At 59.2% G+C, this 15,058-nt stretch carries 13 protein-coding genes; 7 read left to right on the top strand and 6 right to left on the bottom strand.

Annotation, left to right across the window (positions count from 1 at the left end):
• Position 1: 1 nt before the first annotated feature.
• Both rsfS and QZT71_RS02695 read right to left on the bottom strand, forming a co-directional pair.
• On the bottom strand, positions 2–352 hold the full coding sequence (gene rsfS / locus QZT71_RS02700) for a ribosome silencing factor (protein WP_295912097.1): 351 nt from the start codon (positions 350–352) through the stop codon (positions 2–4).
• 738 nt (positions 353–1,090) lie between these two features.
• Positions 1,091–1,990: a hydrogen peroxide-inducible genes activator gene (locus QZT71_RS02695; RefSeq protein WP_295912095.1), complete on the bottom strand. Its 900-nt coding sequence runs from the start codon at positions 1,988–1,990 to the stop codon at positions 1,091–1,093.
• Positions 1,991–2,104: 114 nt separating this feature from the next.
• Between QZT71_RS02695 and trpS the strand changes: the two genes are divergently transcribed.
• The 5 genes from trpS (at position 2,105) to QZT71_RS02670 (ending at position 6,495) form a co-directional block, all read left to right on the top strand.
• Positions 2,105–3,226, top strand: a complete 1,122-nt coding sequence (gene trpS, locus QZT71_RS02690) for a tryptophan--tRNA ligase (RefSeq protein WP_295912094.1) — start codon at positions 2,105–2,107, stop codon at positions 3,224–3,226.
• 3 nt (positions 3,227–3,229) lie between these two features.
• Positions 3,230–5,011 (top strand): chloride channel protein, encoded by a 1,782-nt coding sequence (locus QZT71_RS02685; protein WP_295912091.1) that lies wholly within the window; start codon positions 3,230–3,232, stop codon positions 5,009–5,011.
• An 89-nt stretch (positions 5,012–5,100) separates the two neighbouring features.
• Positions 5,101–5,436, top strand: coding sequence for a PAS sensor protein (locus tag QZT71_RS02680; RefSeq protein WP_295912089.1), 336 nt, complete (start codon positions 5,101–5,103; stop codon positions 5,434–5,436).
• Positions 5,437–5,885: 449 nt separating this feature from the next.
• Positions 5,886–6,305, top strand: a complete 420-nt coding sequence (locus QZT71_RS02675) for a hypothetical protein (RefSeq protein ID WP_295912087.1) — start codon at positions 5,886–5,888, stop codon at positions 6,303–6,305.
• Positions 6,295–6,495, top strand: coding sequence for a helix-turn-helix transcriptional regulator (locus tag QZT71_RS02670; protein ID WP_295912084.1), 201 nt, complete (start codon positions 6,295–6,297; stop codon positions 6,493–6,495). The genes QZT71_RS02675 and QZT71_RS02670 overlap by 11 nt, the downstream gene beginning before the upstream one ends.
• Positions 6,496–6,624: 129 nt before the next feature.
• On the opposite strand, the gene QZT71_RS02665 is transcribed toward QZT71_RS02670, so the two are convergent.
• The 4 genes from QZT71_RS02665 to lon form a co-directional block, all read right to left on the bottom strand.
• Entirely contained in the window at positions 6,625–7,590 is a 966-nt protein-coding gene (locus QZT71_RS02665) for a KpsF/GutQ family sugar-phosphate isomerase (protein WP_295912080.1), read from the bottom strand.
• Complete coding sequence (gene kdsA / locus QZT71_RS02660) at positions 7,590–8,336, bottom strand: 3-deoxy-8-phosphooctulonate synthase (protein ID WP_295912078.1); 747 nt, start codon at positions 8,334–8,336, stop codon at positions 7,590–7,592. The genes QZT71_RS02665 and kdsA overlap by 1 nt, the downstream gene beginning before the upstream one ends.
• A 5-nt stretch (positions 8,337–8,341) precedes the next feature.
• A complete protein-coding gene (kdsB, locus tag QZT71_RS02655; protein ID WP_295912075.1) occupies positions 8,342–9,106 on the bottom strand; it encodes a 3-deoxy-manno-octulosonate cytidylyltransferase in 765 nt (254 codons plus the stop codon).
• Positions 9,107–9,180: 74 nt separating this feature from the next.
• Positions 9,181–11,613 (bottom strand): endopeptidase La, encoded by a 2,433-nt coding sequence (gene lon, locus QZT71_RS02650; protein WP_295912072.1) that lies wholly within the window; start codon positions 11,611–11,613, stop codon positions 9,181–9,183.
• A 114-nt stretch (positions 11,614–11,727) separates the two neighbouring features.
• On the opposite strand from lon, the gene QZT71_RS02645 reads away from it, so the two are divergent.
• Both QZT71_RS02645 and rnhA read left to right on the top strand, forming a co-directional pair.
• The gene (locus QZT71_RS02645; RefSeq protein ID WP_295912070.1) at positions 11,728–14,355 is read left to right on the top strand and encodes a valine--tRNA ligase; all 2,628 of its coding nucleotides are present in this window, start codon (positions 11,728–11,730) and stop codon (positions 14,353–14,355) included.
• 113 nt (positions 14,356–14,468) lie between these two features.
• The gene (rnhA, locus tag QZT71_RS02640) at positions 14,469–14,933 is read left to right on the top strand and encodes a ribonuclease HI (RefSeq protein ID WP_295912067.1); all 465 of its coding nucleotides are present in this window, start codon (positions 14,469–14,471) and stop codon (positions 14,931–14,933) included.
• Positions 14,934–15,058: the final 125 nt, after the last annotated feature.

Raw genomic sequence — 15,058 nt, 5'->3', positions numbered from 1 at the left:
ATTACTCTTCGTATTCGTATTTGGTCATGGGCGCATCGGCCCACAACTCCTCGAGTTTGTAAAAGCCGCGCAGCTCGGTCTGGAAAATATGAACCACCACGTCCACATAGTCCATCGCAATCCAGACGGCGTTCTGCTGCCCCTCGATGCGCCAGACCTTCTCGCCCAGCACCTCGAGCACTTTCTCTTCGATGCCTGCGGCGATAGCGCCAACCTGCGTCGTGGAATCGGCATTGCACACAATGAAACGGGAGCATATCGCCCCGTCGAATCCCGAGAGGTCTAACGATACAATATTCTTACCCTTTTTATCTTCAATCGCATGAACGATAGTTTCGATCAGTTTATCCATAAATTATCAATAGGTGTCTATAACCTTGCAAAGGTACGAAAAGAGAATGATATTTGAAAATTAAGCCCGGTAAAAAAGCAGGCGCACCGCGAGATAGGTTCCGCCGGGCACTCCCCGGCAACGACGGCCTCAAGGCACCGGACCGCGCAGACGGCACCGGCGCTCAATCCGGGCGGGGCGTCCGCTGACCGCTGCGGCAGAAAGTCACAACGGACGGCAGCGGGGCGACACAGCGGGCGGCAGCGGGACGACACAGCGGGCGGCGAAAAAAGCCGAAAACAGGACGGCGGCCGCAACTGTGCTGCGACAATCCGGGCAAAAGACAGAACGGAATACCGACGGGAACACAGGTAAATGCAGGCAGAAAAAGCAGGCAGGGGTGCAAGTAACATAATACAGAAACACAGGCAGATACCGGCGAAACACAGGCAGGAATACGGACAGAAGCGCGGGCGAATGCAGGCAGAAAAAGCAGGCAGGGGTGCAAGTAACATAACACAGAAATACAGGAGGATACCGGCAAAACACAGGCAGGAGAAACGGGCAAAAATGCAGGCAGGAATACGGACAGAAGCGCAGTCACGCGGGCAGGGGCAGTCACGCGGGCAGGGGCAGAAACGCGGGCAGAGGCAGACAGGGGCAGGCAGAGGCAGACAGGGGCAGGCAGGGGCAGGCAGAAAACGAAACGCCCGGCGAAACGGTTTCGCCGGGCGCGCTTCCGGAAAAAGACCGGAATCCTTAATTCTTAACCGGCGGGACACTGGCCATAATCGTGTCGGTCAAAGCCTTGATAATCGAACTTTTGACGTAGGTGCGGCGCACGGCCACGGCGATTTTGCGCGACGTGGCGCCCTTGGAGAGCATTTTGAGCCGGTCGCGGCGGTCGGAGGGAATATATTCGACGGCCATCTCGGGGATAATCGTCAGGCACGACGTGCAGTCGACGATGCGCATCAGCGTGTCGAGCGAGCCCGACTCGAACGAATAGTGCGAGGGCATGTCGCGTTTGGCCTGGCACAACTCGATAATCTGGTCGCGCATACAGTTACCGGCGCTCAAAATCACCAACTCCCGCAGGTCGATGTCCTCGATGCGGATATTCGAGCGCTCGTAAAGCTGGTTCTCGGGAGAAACATAGGCGTAGAAACGGTCGTTGAAGAGCTCCTGCTCGAGGATGCCGTCGCCGCACGTGCCGCTGGCGACCAGCGCCGCGTCGATGCGGTCGCGCTTGAGCGCATCGACGATGTCGGAAGTTATCATCTCCGAAATTTCCAGTTCGACTTTCGGATAGTCGCGCACGAAAGCGGGGATGAATTTGTGCAGCAGATAGGGCGCGATGGTCGGGATAACGCCCAGGCGCAGTTTGCCCGAGGTTTCGCCCTTGAGTTCGGCCACCGACTCGCGGATATTGTTGTAGGCGCGCAGTGTTTCGCGGGCGCGGTCGAGCACCACTTCGCCCGCCTCGGTCGGAATCACGGGTTTCTTCGAACGGTCGAGCAGCACGACGCCCAGCTCCTCCTCGAGCGCCTTGACCTGCATGCTCAACGACGGCTGGGTCACGAAACAATGTTCGGCGGCAAGCGAAAAACTGCCGCAGTTGGCTACGGCCAACAGGTATTCAAGCTGAACTATAGTCATAGCAGGCGATTATTTCAATATGCAAAAATATAAAAAAAATCTATATCCGGCAACTTTATTAGGTCACGCGCGCGGTTTTTCGTATGTTTGTCCGCAAAATACACAATAATTTCTATGGGAAAGATCATTCTTACCGGCGACCGTCCCACGGGCCGGCTCCACCTGGGACACTACGTGGGTTCGCTGCGCCGCCGCGTCGAACTGCAGGAGTCGGGCGAGTTCGAGCGCATTTTCATCATGATAGCCGATGCACAGGCTCTTACCGACAATGCGGACAACCCCGAAAAAGTACGCCAGAACATCATAGAGGTGGCGCTCGACTACCTCTCGGTCGGCCTCGACCCGAAGAAATCGACCCTGTTCATCCAGTCGCAGATTCCAGAACTGTGCGAACTGGCGTTCTACTACATGAACCTCGTCACGGTACAGCGCCTGCAGCGCAACCCGACCGTAAAGGCCGAAATACAACTGCGCGGCTTCGCCGAGAACAACGCCGAATGCGACACGCAGCGCCAGGGTATTCCGGTCGGGTTCTTCACCTACCCCATCAGCCAGGCGGCCGACATCACGGCCTTCAAGGCCACGACCGTCCCCGCGGGCGAAGACCAGGAGCCGATGCTCGAGCAGACGCGCGAAATCGTGCACAAGTTCAACACGGTATACGGCCCGGCACTCGTCGAACCGGAAATCCTGCTGCCGGAGAACGCCGTCTGCCTGCGCCTGCCCGGCACCGACGGCAAGGCCAAAATGTCGAAATCGCTCTGCAACTGCATCTACCTTTCGGACACCGCCGAGGAGGTGAAGAAGAAAGTCATGGGCATGTATACCGATCCCGACCACCTGCGCGTCGAAGACCCGGGCAAGGTCGAGGGCAACACGGTATTCACGTACCTCGACGCATTCAGCCGTCCCGAGCATTTCCCGAAATACCTGCCGGACTACCCGTCGCTGGAGGAGCTGAAAGCCCACTACCGCCGCGGCGGCCTGGGCGACGTAAAGGTCAAGAAATTCCTGATTGCCGTGCTCAACGAAACGCTGGAACCGTTCCGCGAGCGCCGCAAATACTACGAAGGACGCATCGGGGAGGTTTACGAGATACTCCGCGACGGTTCCGCAGTGGCCCGCGAAATGGCCGCACGGACCCTCGACGACGTGAAAAGCGCCATGAAAATCAACTACTTCGACGACAAGGAGCTGATTGCGGCGCAGGCTGCGCAGTTCGCGCAGAAACAATAAGCGATGCATTTCCGCGCCGACCATATTTACCGCACGTTCCTCCGCCTCACCCGGCGGTTGAGCAACAGCCAGATCATGATGGTGCTGGCTGTCGTGGTCGGCATCCTCGCAGGAGTGGGCACCTACCTGTTCGAAATCCTGCTGCACGGCATCAAGAGCGGACTGATACGCTGGTTCCCGGTGGACAGCGCCCACGTCCTGTTCCTGATATACCCCGCCATCGGTATCATCCTCGCCACGCTGTTCGTCAAGTACATCGTGCGGGACAACATTTCGGAGGGCGTGACGCGCGTGCTCTACGCCATGTCGAGCCGCAACTCGCGCATCCCGGCGCACAACTGCTGGACCTCCATCGTAGGCGGCGCCACGACCATCGGATTCGGCGGCTCGGTCGGCCCCGAGGCCCCCATCGTGTTGACGGGGGCCGCCATCGGCTCGAACGTCGGGAAACTGGCGCGCCTCAACTACAAGCACACCACGCTACTGCTCTGCTGCGGCGCGGGTGCTGCGCTGGCGGCCATCTTCAAGGCTCCGATCACGGGCGTGGTGTTCGTGCTGGAGATACTGATGCTCGACATTACGGCCGGCTCGGTCATTCCGCTGCTGATCGCCTCGATCACGGCCACGACGATGGCTTTCATGCTGCGCGGTTTCGACCCGATACTGGCCGTGACGCTGCAGCCGCAGGATGCGTTCGAGCTCTGGCAGATACCGCTCTTCATCCTGCTGGGCGTATGCTGCGGGCTGATGTCGTGGTATTTCACGGCAACGAACCTGCGCGTCGGGACGTTTTTCCGGAAAATCGACAAGCAATACAAAAAGTGGATTGTCGGCGGCGCCGTGCTGGGCATCCTGATTTTCATCTTCCCGCCGCTATACGGCGAGGGTTACGAGGGATTCATGTCGCTGATGCACGGCCATACGGAAGAGTTGTTCGACAATTCACTCTTCTACCGCTTCAGCGACATCGACTGGGTGGTGATCCTGTTCGTCATCGCCACGATGTTCTTCAAGGTCATCGCCATGGCTTCGACCAATGCCGCAGGCGGCGTGGGCGGAACGTTCGCGCCGTCGCTGTTCGTCGGGGCGTTCACGGGCGCTTCGATCGCCCTGGTGTGCAACGCCTTTTTCGACTGGGACGTATCGGTCGTATCGTTCACGCTGGTCGGCATGGCGGGTGTGATGTCGGGCGTGATGAAAGCGCCGCTGACCTCGATTTTCCTCATTGCCGAGCTCTCGAACGGCTACGGGCTGTTCATTCCGCTGATGATTACGGCCTGCATCTCGTTCGCCGTCGATTACTACCTCGACCCCGATTCGATTTACACCAAACAACTGCGCCAGCGCGGCGAATTGCTGACGCACGACAAAGACCAGTCGGTATTCGTCTTCCTGAAACTCGACGAGCTGATGGAAACCGATTTCCTGCGCATCAAGGAGAATTTCACGCTGGGCGACATCGTGCACATCATCTCGACGGCGCGCCGCAACATCTTCCCCATGATCGACAATTTCGGACGGCTGCTGGGCGTAGTACAGTTGGACGACCTGCGCGAGGACATGTTCAAACGCGAAAAATACGGGCATCCCATCTCGGACTACATGATTCAGCCGCCCGACCGGATTCTGGAGCACGAAGCCATCCAGAGCGTCATCCAGAAATTCGAAGACAAGCACACCTGGATGCTGCCCGTCGTCGACAAACAGAACCGCTACCTGGGCTTCATCTCCAAATCACGCATCCTGAACGCCTACCGCGAGCAGTTGGTGAAAATACAGCAGTAAACACGATTTACCGCAATACGTTCACCCTCTCGTCAAACATATTTTGAAAACAGGGAGATTTTCTTTCCCCGGCAAACCTTACGAATCGTATGACAACAGCCAATACTTTCCCCTGGGCCGACGAACTGAACTGCGCGGTTACCGTGTGCGACACGGAAGGGACGGTACTTTACCAGAACATCCGCTCGACACAGGTCAACGGCGATATGCGCGGGCAATCGCTCATCCCCTGCCACAACGAACGTTCGCGTCAGATTATCAGGCGTTTGCTCGCGGAAGGAGGCACCAACGCATACACCATCGAAAAACGGGGCATCCGCAAACAGATATACCAGACGGTATGGCGGGCGGACGGCGAAGTGCGCGGGCTGGTCGAACTGTCGATGGAGATTCCCGCCGATATGCCGCATTACATCCGGGGCTGATACGACGTAAAGCCGGCCCGGCGCAGCAACGGCGACCGGCGCCAAGCCTCGGACGGCCGGTATCCGGTAGCAATACCCGTGTCTGTGTCCGGCATCCGGGGAAGGGCGAAAACGGTTCCCGAAAAGCACTCGGCGGAAATCTGTTTCCGGAACACATGCAGCGAACGGCCAACAACAGGCAGTGACCGCCAAACCGCGAATACCCGGCAGTGAACAATAAGCAGCGAACAAAAACCGGTAAACAGGATGCTGGGATAGGGAAATGCGAACCGGTGACACCGGGCCGAATCCGGATTCAGCCGGGTAGACCCGGAAATTGCGAAGAAGATTTTTAGAGGGCCTTTTAGGCCCTCTAATTTTTTTCTGCCCGAAAATTATGTCGTGTTTGTTTGCTAAAATGTAAACTAAACTTTACATTTGCAATAGTCGAACCCTAAAACAATTGTTCAATGAAAAAAGACTATTTACTGCCCGTCGGTTTTAAGAAAATCGGATGGATAGTGCTGCTCCCCTCCTTTCTGCTCGGCTGCTACATGCTTTTCCTGCAGGAGGAGCTGAACTGGTTCAGCGGCGTGAACGAGCACCTGCTCAACAATGCGGCGCTTATCGGCACGGCCGTCGGCCTGCTCCTCACCGGTCTCTCCCGCGAGCGCAACGAGGACGAGATGATCACGTCCCTGCGGCTGAACAGCCTGCTCATCTCCGTATACGTCAACTACGCGCTGCTGATTCTGCTGGCGTTGTGCTTCTACGATTTCGAGTTCCTGACCTGCATGTTCGTGCTGTTATACACCCTCCCGGCCATTTACTGCCTGCTTTTCCGCCTGGCCATGTACCGGCTGGACAAAACGCTCCGCGATGAAGAATAGAATACGCGTACAGCGCGCCGAGATACGCATGACCCAACAACAGCTGGCCGACGCCATCGGTGTGAGCCGCCAGACGGTGAACGCCATCGAAACCGGCCGTTTCGTCCCCTCGACCGTGTTGGCGCTCAAAATCGCGCGGCTGTTCGGAAAGCCCGTCGAACAGGTTTTCCAGCTCGAAGAGGGCGAGTGACCGCCCCATCCGTAACAGATGCCAAGCGATGCAGAAATCTGCATCGCCCGGCATCTATTTTCGGGAGTACCCTGCCCGGAGGCACGGCACAGGATAACCGCGCCCGTGCGGGGATTGCGGACACCTGTTTTACAGTTTGATGTCGTAAATCTGGATTACGCCCTGCAGTTTGCCGGCTTTATCGGTAACGAGCAGCGAGGTAACCTTGTTTCTGGTCATCATCTTCTCGGCCTCGATCAGTTTCTCACCCGCGGAAATGGTCTTGGGATTGGGTGTGGCGATGTCTGCGGCCCTGATATTGAAGAACTCGGCTCGGCGGCGCTCCATGGCGCGGCGCACGTCGCCGTCGGTGACGATGCCCTCGATCTTATCGCCGTCGCAGATGATGATAAGCCCCAGTCCGCCCTTGCTGATGGCGTGGATCATATCCGTCGCCGAGCAGTCGGGCGCCACCACCGGCAGGTCGTGCGAACGCATCACGTTGCCCACGGTCATCAGCAGGCGCCGCCCGAGGCTGCCGCCCGGATGCAGGCGTGCGAAATCGACGCTCGTGAAGCCCCGCATCTGCATGAGCGACACGGCCAGCGCATCGCCCATGGCAATCTGGGCCGTAGTCGACGAAGTGGGCGCGAGATGCAGGATGCAGGCTTCCTCCTTCACACTCACGTCGAGGTGTATGTCGGAGTTTTTGGCCAGCGCCGACTCGGGATTGCCCGACATCGAAATCAGCTTGTTGCCGTTGGAATGGATAAAGGGGACGATTTTCAGGATTTCGTCGGTTTCGCCCGAATAGGAGAGCGCCAGCACCACGTCGTCTTTCGAAATCATACCCAAATCGCCGTGGAAAGCTTCGCCCGGATGGAGGAAGAAACTGGGCGTACCGGTCGAGGCGAGCGTCGCGGCAATCTTGCGGCCCACGAGGCCCGATTTGCCCATACCGGTGACGATGCACTTGCCGTGTCCCGCCAGAATCAGTTCCACGGCGTCGGCGAAGTTGTCGCCGAGGTTTTCTTTCATGCGCCCGAGCGCCAGCATCTCGGTGTCGATGGCCTTGCGGGCAAGGTCGAGTATCTGCGCTTTCGTTGTATCGGTCATTATAGCAGGGTTTTGATGAGATTCTCCAAATCGTCGAGTTGCAGCATGTTGGGGCCGTCGCTCAAGGCGCAGTCGGGACAGGGATGCACCTCGAAGAAAAAGCCGTTGGCGCCGAACGCCCTGGCGGCCTGCGCCATGGCAGGCACGAATTCGCGGTTGCCGCCCGTCTTGCCCCCCGCGGCACCGGGACGCTGCACAGAGTGGGTGCAGTCCATCACCACGGTCGGCGCGATGCGCAGCATGTCGGGGATATTGCGGAAGTCGACCACGAGGTTGTTGTAGCCGTAGATATTGCCCCGCTCGGTAAGCCATATCTCCGCAGCGCCCGCCTCGTGCGCCTTTTCATACGGGAATTGCATGTCGGCGCCCGAAAGGAACTGCGCCTTTTTGATGTTCACGGTTTTGCCCGTCTTGGCCGCAGCCACCAGCAGGTCGGTCTGACGGCAGAGGAACGCCGGAATCTGAATTACGTCGACCACCTCGCCCACGGGTGCGGCCTGCCACGACTCGTGGATGTCGGTCAGCAGCTTCAGCCCCCATTTCGATTGCACGTCGGCAAGCATCTGCAGCCCTTTTTCGAGCCCCGGCCCCCGGAACGAGGAAATCGAGGTGCGGTTGGCCTTGTCGAACGACGCCTTGAAGATGATATCCGTACCGAGGGCCCGGTTAATCGCCGCGAGGCGTCCGGCCACGGTGTCGAGCAGTTCGGCCGATTCGATGACGCACGGCCCGGCGATGAATTTCATAGCTGTCATTTTTTGAATTCGGGATGGTGTAACAAAAACGCCTCGGCCTTTTCGAGGTCGCCGGGCGTGTCGATACCGATGGTTTCGACGTCGGTGACGCCTACGCCGATCCGGTAACCGTTCTCCAGCCAGCGCAGCTGTTCGAGCGACTCGGCTTTTTCGAGCGGCGACTGCGGCAGCGCCGTGACGGCGCGCAGCACCTCCGTGCGGAAAGCGTAGAGGCCGATATGTTTGTAAAACGTATGGCGGGCGAGCCACTCCGAACGGTCGACGCCCCGCAGGTAGGGAATCACCGAACGCGAAAAATAGATGGCCCGCGACTGTGCGTCGAGCACCACTTTCGGGGAGTTGGGATTTTCCAGCGCCGCGAGCCCGTCCGCCTCGGCAAAAGGTTTCACGAGCGTGGCGATATCGGTCGCAGGATCGTCGAAGCACCGTTTGACGGCCTCCAGCTGCGACGCCCGGATAAACGGTTCGTCGCCCTGCACGTTGACCACCGCATCGTACTTCCTCCCCTGCTTGAGGTAGGCCTCCCAGCAGCGGTCGGTGCCGCTCTTGTGGTCGGGCGAAGTCATCTCCGCCCTGCCGCCGAACGCGAGCACGGCATCATAGATACGCTCGTCGTCGGTAGCCACCACGGCATCGTCCAGCACACCCGCCACCTGCTCGTAAACGCGCCGGATAACGGGTTTGCCGCCCAGCATCGCCAGCGGCTTGGCCGGGAAGCGGGTCGAAGCGTAGCGCGCCGGTATGATTGCGATAAATTTCATGGTCGGTCGGATTTATACGTAAAAGTAAAAAGTAAAAGGTGAAAATCAAAACTTTTCACCTTTCATCTTTCACTTTATGCCAGCGCCAGTTTCAGCACGTCGTCGTTCGTCCTTACGTAATGGAACGTCAGGCCCTGCACATATTCGGGTTTGATTTCGGCGATGTCCTTGCGGTTCTCGTCCGAGAGAATCAACTCGGTGATGCCGGCGCGCTTGGCGGCCAGGATTTTCTCCTTGACGCCGCCCACGGGCATCACACGGCCGCGGAGGGTCGTTTCGCCCGTCATGGCGATACGCTCCTTGACCGTGCGTCCGGTGTAGGTCGATACAATCGAGGTCACCATCGTGATTCCGGCCGAAGGCCCGTCCTTCGGAATCGCCCCCTCGGGAACGTGGATGTTGATGTCGTTTTTCTCGAACAGCGACGGGTCGATGCCCAGCTCCTCGTGGTGGGCCATCACCCACTCGTGGGCTATCGTCGCCGACTCTTTCATCACGTCGCCCAGGTTACCCGTCAGGCTGACCTTGCCCTTGCCGGGCGTCAGCACCGACTCGATGTAGAGGATGTCGCCGCCGACCTCCGTCCATGCCAGGCCGGTAACCACGCCCGTCATGCCGCCCACCTCGTACTCCTCCTTGAGGAACTTGGGCATGCCGAGAATTTTCTCGACGTCGCGGGCCGAAACCTCGGGAGCGAACGCCTCGTCGAAAGCAATCTGTTTGGCGCGGGCGCGGGCGATTTTCGCCAGATGCTTGTCCAGCGAACGCACGCCCGACTCGCGGGTATAGCCGGCGACGATCTCCTCGACCACGCCGGGTGTGAGCGTCAGCTCCTGTTCCTTGATGCCGTGCGCCTCGCGCTGCTTGGGAAGCAGGTGGTCGAGCGCGATGCGTACCTTCTCCTCGAGCAGGTAGCCCGGGATATTGATCATCTCCATGCGGTCGCGGAGCGCCGGGGCGATGTTGGCGATGTTGTTGGCCGTGGCGATGAACAGCACCTTCGACAGGTCGTATTCCATGTCGATGTAATTGTCGTGGAAGGTGGTGTTCTGCTCCGGGTCGAGCACCTCCAGCAGGGCACTCGACGGGTCGCCGTGGTTCGAAACGGTCACCTTGTCCACCTCGTCGAGGATGATGACCGGATTCGACGAACCGCACCGTTTGATGGTCTGGATAATCCGGCCCGGCATGGCGCCGATGTAGGTGCGGCGGTGTCCGCGTATCTCCGACTCATCGTGCAGGCCGCCGAGCGAAATCCGACCGAACTTGCGGCCCAGCGCCGCGGCGACCGACTTGCCCAGCGAGGTTTTACCCACGCCCGGAGGACCGTAGAGGCAGAGAATCGGGGACTTGAGGTCGCCCTTGAGTTTGATGACGGCCAGGTGCTCCAGGATACGCTCCTTGACCTCGTCCAGGCCGAAATGGTCGTGGTCGAGTTGTTCGCGGGCGCACTTGAGGTCGAGGTTGTCTTTGGTGACCTCGTTCCACGGCAGCTCCAGCAGCAGCTGCAGGTAGGTCATCTGCACCGAGTACTCGGCGACGGCGGGATTCAGCCGCTCGACTTTCTGCAACTCTTTCTCGAACGTTTCGCCGACCTCCTTGGGCCAGTTCTTCTTCCGCGCCTCCTCGCGCATCTTCTCCAAGTCGGCGTCGGCGCCGTCGCCCAGCTCGTCCTGAATCGTGCGCATCTGCTGCTGCAGGTAGTAGTCGCGCTGCTGTTTGTCGATTTCCTGTTTGACGCGCTCCTGAATCTGGTTCTTCAGTTCGGCCAGCTGCTGCTCGCGAATCAGTATCTCGAGCAGTTTGCGGGCGCGGGCCAGCAGGCCGGGAGCCTCCAGCAGCGACTGGCGGTCTTCGTCCGTGAGCTCCATATTCGAGCAGATGAAGTTGATGATGCCGCGTTTGGAGTCGATGTTCTTGATGGCGAACGCGGCCTCCTTGGGCATCGACGGCGAAACGTTGATGATGTTGAGCGCCACGTCGCGAATCGAATCCACGAGGGCTTCGAACTCGATGCTTTTCAGGTCGGGCGTCGTGTCGCGCAGCGCCGTCACCCGGGCCCGGAAATAGGGCTCGGTCGAGATGTATTCGCGAATTTCGACCTTCTCGAGCCCGTTCAGGATGACCGTGAGGTTGCCGTTGGGCATTTCGAGTATCTTGATGATGCGCGCCGCGGTGCCGACCTTGTACATGTCGTCCGGCGCAGGGTCTTCGACGTCGCTTTCGCGCTGCAGCACGGCGCCCAGGATGCCGCCCTCGGCATTGACGGCGCGCACGAGGCTGATGCTCTTGTCGCGGCCGACGGTAATCGGGGTGATGGCGCCGGGGAAGAGCACGGAGCTGCGCAGCGTGAGAATCGGGATAATCTCCGGCACCTCGACCTCCTCGACGACTTCGTCGCCGCCGGTCACGATGGGAATTACCCGGTGCTTGCCGTCAAGCAAATCGGGCAGCAGGTTCACGTCTTCGACTTCGATAGTTTCAATGATTTTATCTTTTTTACTCATAGTTTACCAATATATAATGCTGCAAAGGTAACGATTTTTAGCGATATTTATTTTATCTTTGACAGAATGTTAATAACTTTGCGGGTCAAACAACAAAGCAAAAACACTCACCCTATGCAAATCGCAGACAAATATTCGCCGCAGGACATCGAGGCAAAATGGTACGAATACTGGATCGGCCACCGGCTGTTCCATTCGGAACCCGATAAGCGCGAACCCTATACAATCGTCATTCCGCCCCCCAACGTGACCGGCATGCTCCACATGGGACACATGCTCAACAACACGCTGCAGGACGTGCTGATTCGCCGCGCCCGCATGTCGGGCAAGAACGCCTGCTGGGTGCCGGGCATGGACCACGCCTCGATTGCCACGGAAGCCAAAGTCGTGGCGATGCTGCATGAAAAGGGCATCGAGAAATCGTCGCTCTCGCGCGAAAAATTCCTCGAATACGCCTGGGAGTGGAAAGAGAAATACGGCGGCATGATTCTCAAGCAGCTGCGCAAGCTGGGCGCCTCGTGCGACTGGGAACGCACCTGCTTCACGATGGACGAACCCCGCACCGAAAGCGTCATCAAGGTCTTCTGCGACCTCTACGAGAAAGGCAAGATTTACCGCGGCGTACGCATGGTCAACTGGGATCCCGCGGCGCAGACGGCCCTTTCGGACGAGGAGGTAATCTTCAAGGAGTCGCACGGCAAGCTCTACTACCTGCGCTACAAGGTCGAGGGCACCGACAAGGCAATCATCGTCGCCACGACGCGCCCCGAAACAATCCTGGGCGACACGGCGCTGTGCGTCAACCCCAACGATGTGCGCTACGACTGGCTGCCGGCCGGGGCGCGCGTCGTCGTGCCGCTGGTGAACCGCTCAATCCCCGTGATACGCGACGAATACGTCGACATCGAATTCGGCACGGGCGCCCTGAAAGTAACTCCGGCGCACGACGTGAACGACTACATGCTGGGTGAGAAATACAACCTCGAAACAATCGACATCTTCAACGACGACGGCACGATCAACGACAAGGTGGGGCTGTACGTCGGCATGGATCGTTTCGACGTCCGCAAAAAAATCGAAACCGACCTGGCGGACGCCGGCCTGCTGGAGAAAACCGAGGACTACACCAACAACGTGGGTTACTCGGAGCGCACGGGCGTGGCAATCGAACCGAAACTCTCGATGCAGTGGTTCCTCTCGATGGAGCAGCTGGCCGGGCCCGCGACCAAAGCCGTCATGGAGGACACGATTCGCTTCGTACCCGAGAAATACAAGAACACCTACCGCCACTGGATGGAAAACATCAAGGACTGGTGCATCTCGCGCCAGCTGTGGTGGGGGCAGCGCATCCCGGCCTGGTACCTGCCGAAAGGCGGCTTCGTGGTGGCCCCGACCGCCGAAGAGGCGCTCGAGAAAGCGCGCGCCAAGAGCGGCGACGCCTCGCTGCAGCTGTCCGACATCCGGCAGGACGAAGACGTACTGGACACGTGGTTCTCGTCGTGGCTGTGGCCGATTTCGGTCTTCGACGGCATACGCCGCCCGGACAATGCGGAAATCAGCTACTACTACCCCACCAACGACCTGGTGACGGGCCCGGACATCATCTTCTTCTGGGTGGCGCGCATGATTATGGCGGGCTACGAATACCGCGGCGAAAAGCCGTTCGGCAACGTCTACTTCACGGGCATCGTCCGCGACAAAATCGGCCGCAAGATGTCCAAGCAGCTGGGCAACTCGCCCGACCCGCTCGACCTGATCGCCAAATACGGCGCCGACGGCATGCGCATGGCGATGCTCATCTCCTCGTCGGCGGGCAACGACGTGATGTTCGACGAAGCGCTCTGCGAGCAGGGCCGCAATTTCGGCAACAAGATATGGAACGCCTACCGCCTGGTGAACGGCTGGTCGGCGGACGACAAGGCCGCGCAGGACGAAAACAACCGCCTGGCCGTGGAGTGGTTCCGCCAGACGCTGGGCCGCGCGCTGCGCGAAATCGACGAGGACTTCAAGTCCTACCGCATCTCGGAGGCGTTCAAAGTGGCCTACAAACTTTTCTGGGACGACTTCAGCGGCCTCTACCTCGAAATGGTGAAACCGGCCTACGGACAGCCGATCGATGCGACAACGTTCGACGCGACCCGCTCGTTCTTCGACGAGCTGATGCGCGTACTGCATCCTTTCATGCCGTTCGTGACGGAGGAGATCTGGCAGGATCTCGCGCCCCGCAGCGAAGGCGAGTCGATTACCGTGGCCCCGATGCCGCAGCCGGCGGAAGCCGACGAGAAACTGCTGGCGCGTTTCGAACTGGCAAAAGAGGTTATCTCCTCGGTGCGCAACGTCCGCAACCAGAAGAACCTGCCGCAGAAGGAAGCGCTCACGCTCAAGGTAATAGCCGACGAGAACTACCCTGCGGAATACGCCCCCGTGATGCGGAAAATGGCCAACCTGACGGCCATAGAAACCGTGACGGAGAAAGACCCGGCGGCCGCGGCGTTCATTGTCAAAACGACGCAGTATTTCGTGCCGATGGCCGGCAAAATCGACGCAGAAGCCGAGCGCAGGAAGCTGACGGACGAACTGGCCTACCAGCAGGGATTCCTCGCCAGCGTCATGAAGAAGCTCTCGAACGAGCGCTTCGTGCAGTCGGCCCCTGAAAAGGTGGTTGCCAACGAGCGCGCCAAGCAGGCCGACGCAGAAGCCAAAATCGCGGCTATCAAAGCGCAGCTGGAGGCACTCTCCTAAAACCGACACACACGCCTGTTCCTGCTCCCTGCGGGGCGCGGGAACAGGTATTTTTCATACGGCAGCAGGAAATGCTGCGGCCGCACGAAAGCAAACCCCTAACACGACGCAATTTGCCTGCAATAACCATATACACCGACGGCTCGGCGCTGGGCAACCCCGGCCCCGGCGGCTACGGCGCGGTGCTCCTCTCGGGGCACCACCGCAAGGAGTTGTCGCAGGGTTTCCGCCTGACGACCAACAACCGCATGGAGCTCACGGCCGTCTGTGCGGCGCTGGAAACGCTCAAGTTCGAAGGGTCGGACGTGACGGTGTACTCCGACTCGAAATACGTCGTGGACGCCGTGACGAAAGGCTGGGTATTCGGCTGGGAGAAGAAGCGGTTCGCAGGCAAGAAGAACCCCGACCTGTGGATGCGGTTCCTGCGCGTATACCGGCACCACAACGTGCGCTTCGTGTGGGTCAAGGGACACGCCGACACGGTGGAGAACAACCGCTGCGACCAGTTGGCGGTGGCCGCAGCCAACGACCGGGCGCACCTGCTGGAAGACACGGGTTACGAGCCGGAAGAAAAATAGGAGGAGGGGCGAACGGAACTGTTCGCCCCTCCTCCTTTTAGGACATTAATTATCCGGAAGTTCGCACTTTTGGCAGTGGATGTCCGAATTTTACATTATTATTTCTATCTTTGTCCCGATTATCA

The sequence above is a fragment of the uncultured Alistipes sp. genome (assembly GCF_902388705.1).
Lineage (GTDB): Bacteria > Bacteroidota > Bacteroidia > Bacteroidales > Rikenellaceae > Alistipes.
This window is presented reverse-complemented; position numbering and strand designations above follow the sequence as displayed.

What these genes read in the sequence shown, in the direction of transcription:
- QZT71_RS02645 (WP_295912070.1), top strand. Translation starts at nt 11,728, where the DNA reads ATGCAAATCGCAGACAAATATTCGCCGCAGGACATCGAGGCAAAATGG.
- trpS (WP_295912094.1), top strand. Translation starts at nt 2,105, where the DNA reads ATGGGAAAGATCATTCTTACCGGCGACCGTCCCACGGGCCGGCTCCAC.
- QZT71_RS02695 (WP_295912095.1), bottom strand. Translation starts at nt 1,990, where the DNA reads ATGACTATAGTTCAGCTTGAATACCTGTTGGCCGTAGCCAACTGCGGC.
- QZT71_RS02670 (WP_295912084.1), top strand. Translation starts at nt 6,295, where the DNA reads ATGAAGAATAGAATACGCGTACAGCGCGCCGAGATACGCATGACCCAA.
- QZT71_RS02665 (WP_295912080.1), bottom strand. Translation starts at nt 7,590, where the DNA reads ATGACCGATACAACGAAAGCGCAGATACTCGACCTTGCCCGCAAGGCC.
- QZT71_RS02675 (WP_295912087.1), top strand. Translation starts at nt 5,886, where the DNA reads ATGAAAAAAGACTATTTACTGCCCGTCGGTTTTAAGAAAATCGGATGG.
- QZT71_RS02680 (WP_295912089.1), top strand. Translation starts at nt 5,101, where the DNA reads ATGACAACAGCCAATACTTTCCCCTGGGCCGACGAACTGAACTGCGCG.
- lon (WP_295912072.1), bottom strand. Translation starts at nt 11,613, where the DNA reads ATGAGTAAAAAAGATAAAATCATTGAAACTATCGAAGTCGAAGACGTG.
- kdsA (WP_295912078.1), bottom strand. Translation starts at nt 8,336, where the DNA reads ATGAAATTCATCGCCGGGCCGTGCGTCATCGAATCGGCCGAACTGCTC.
- kdsB (WP_295912075.1), bottom strand. Translation starts at nt 9,106, where the DNA reads ATGAAATTTATCGCAATCATACCGGCGCGCTACGCTTCGACCCGCTTC.
- QZT71_RS02685 (WP_295912091.1), top strand. Translation starts at nt 3,230, where the DNA reads ATGCATTTCCGCGCCGACCATATTTACCGCACGTTCCTCCGCCTCACC.
- rsfS (WP_295912097.1), bottom strand. Translation starts at nt 352, where the DNA reads ATGGATAAACTGATCGAAACTATCGTTCATGCGATTGAAGATAAAAAG.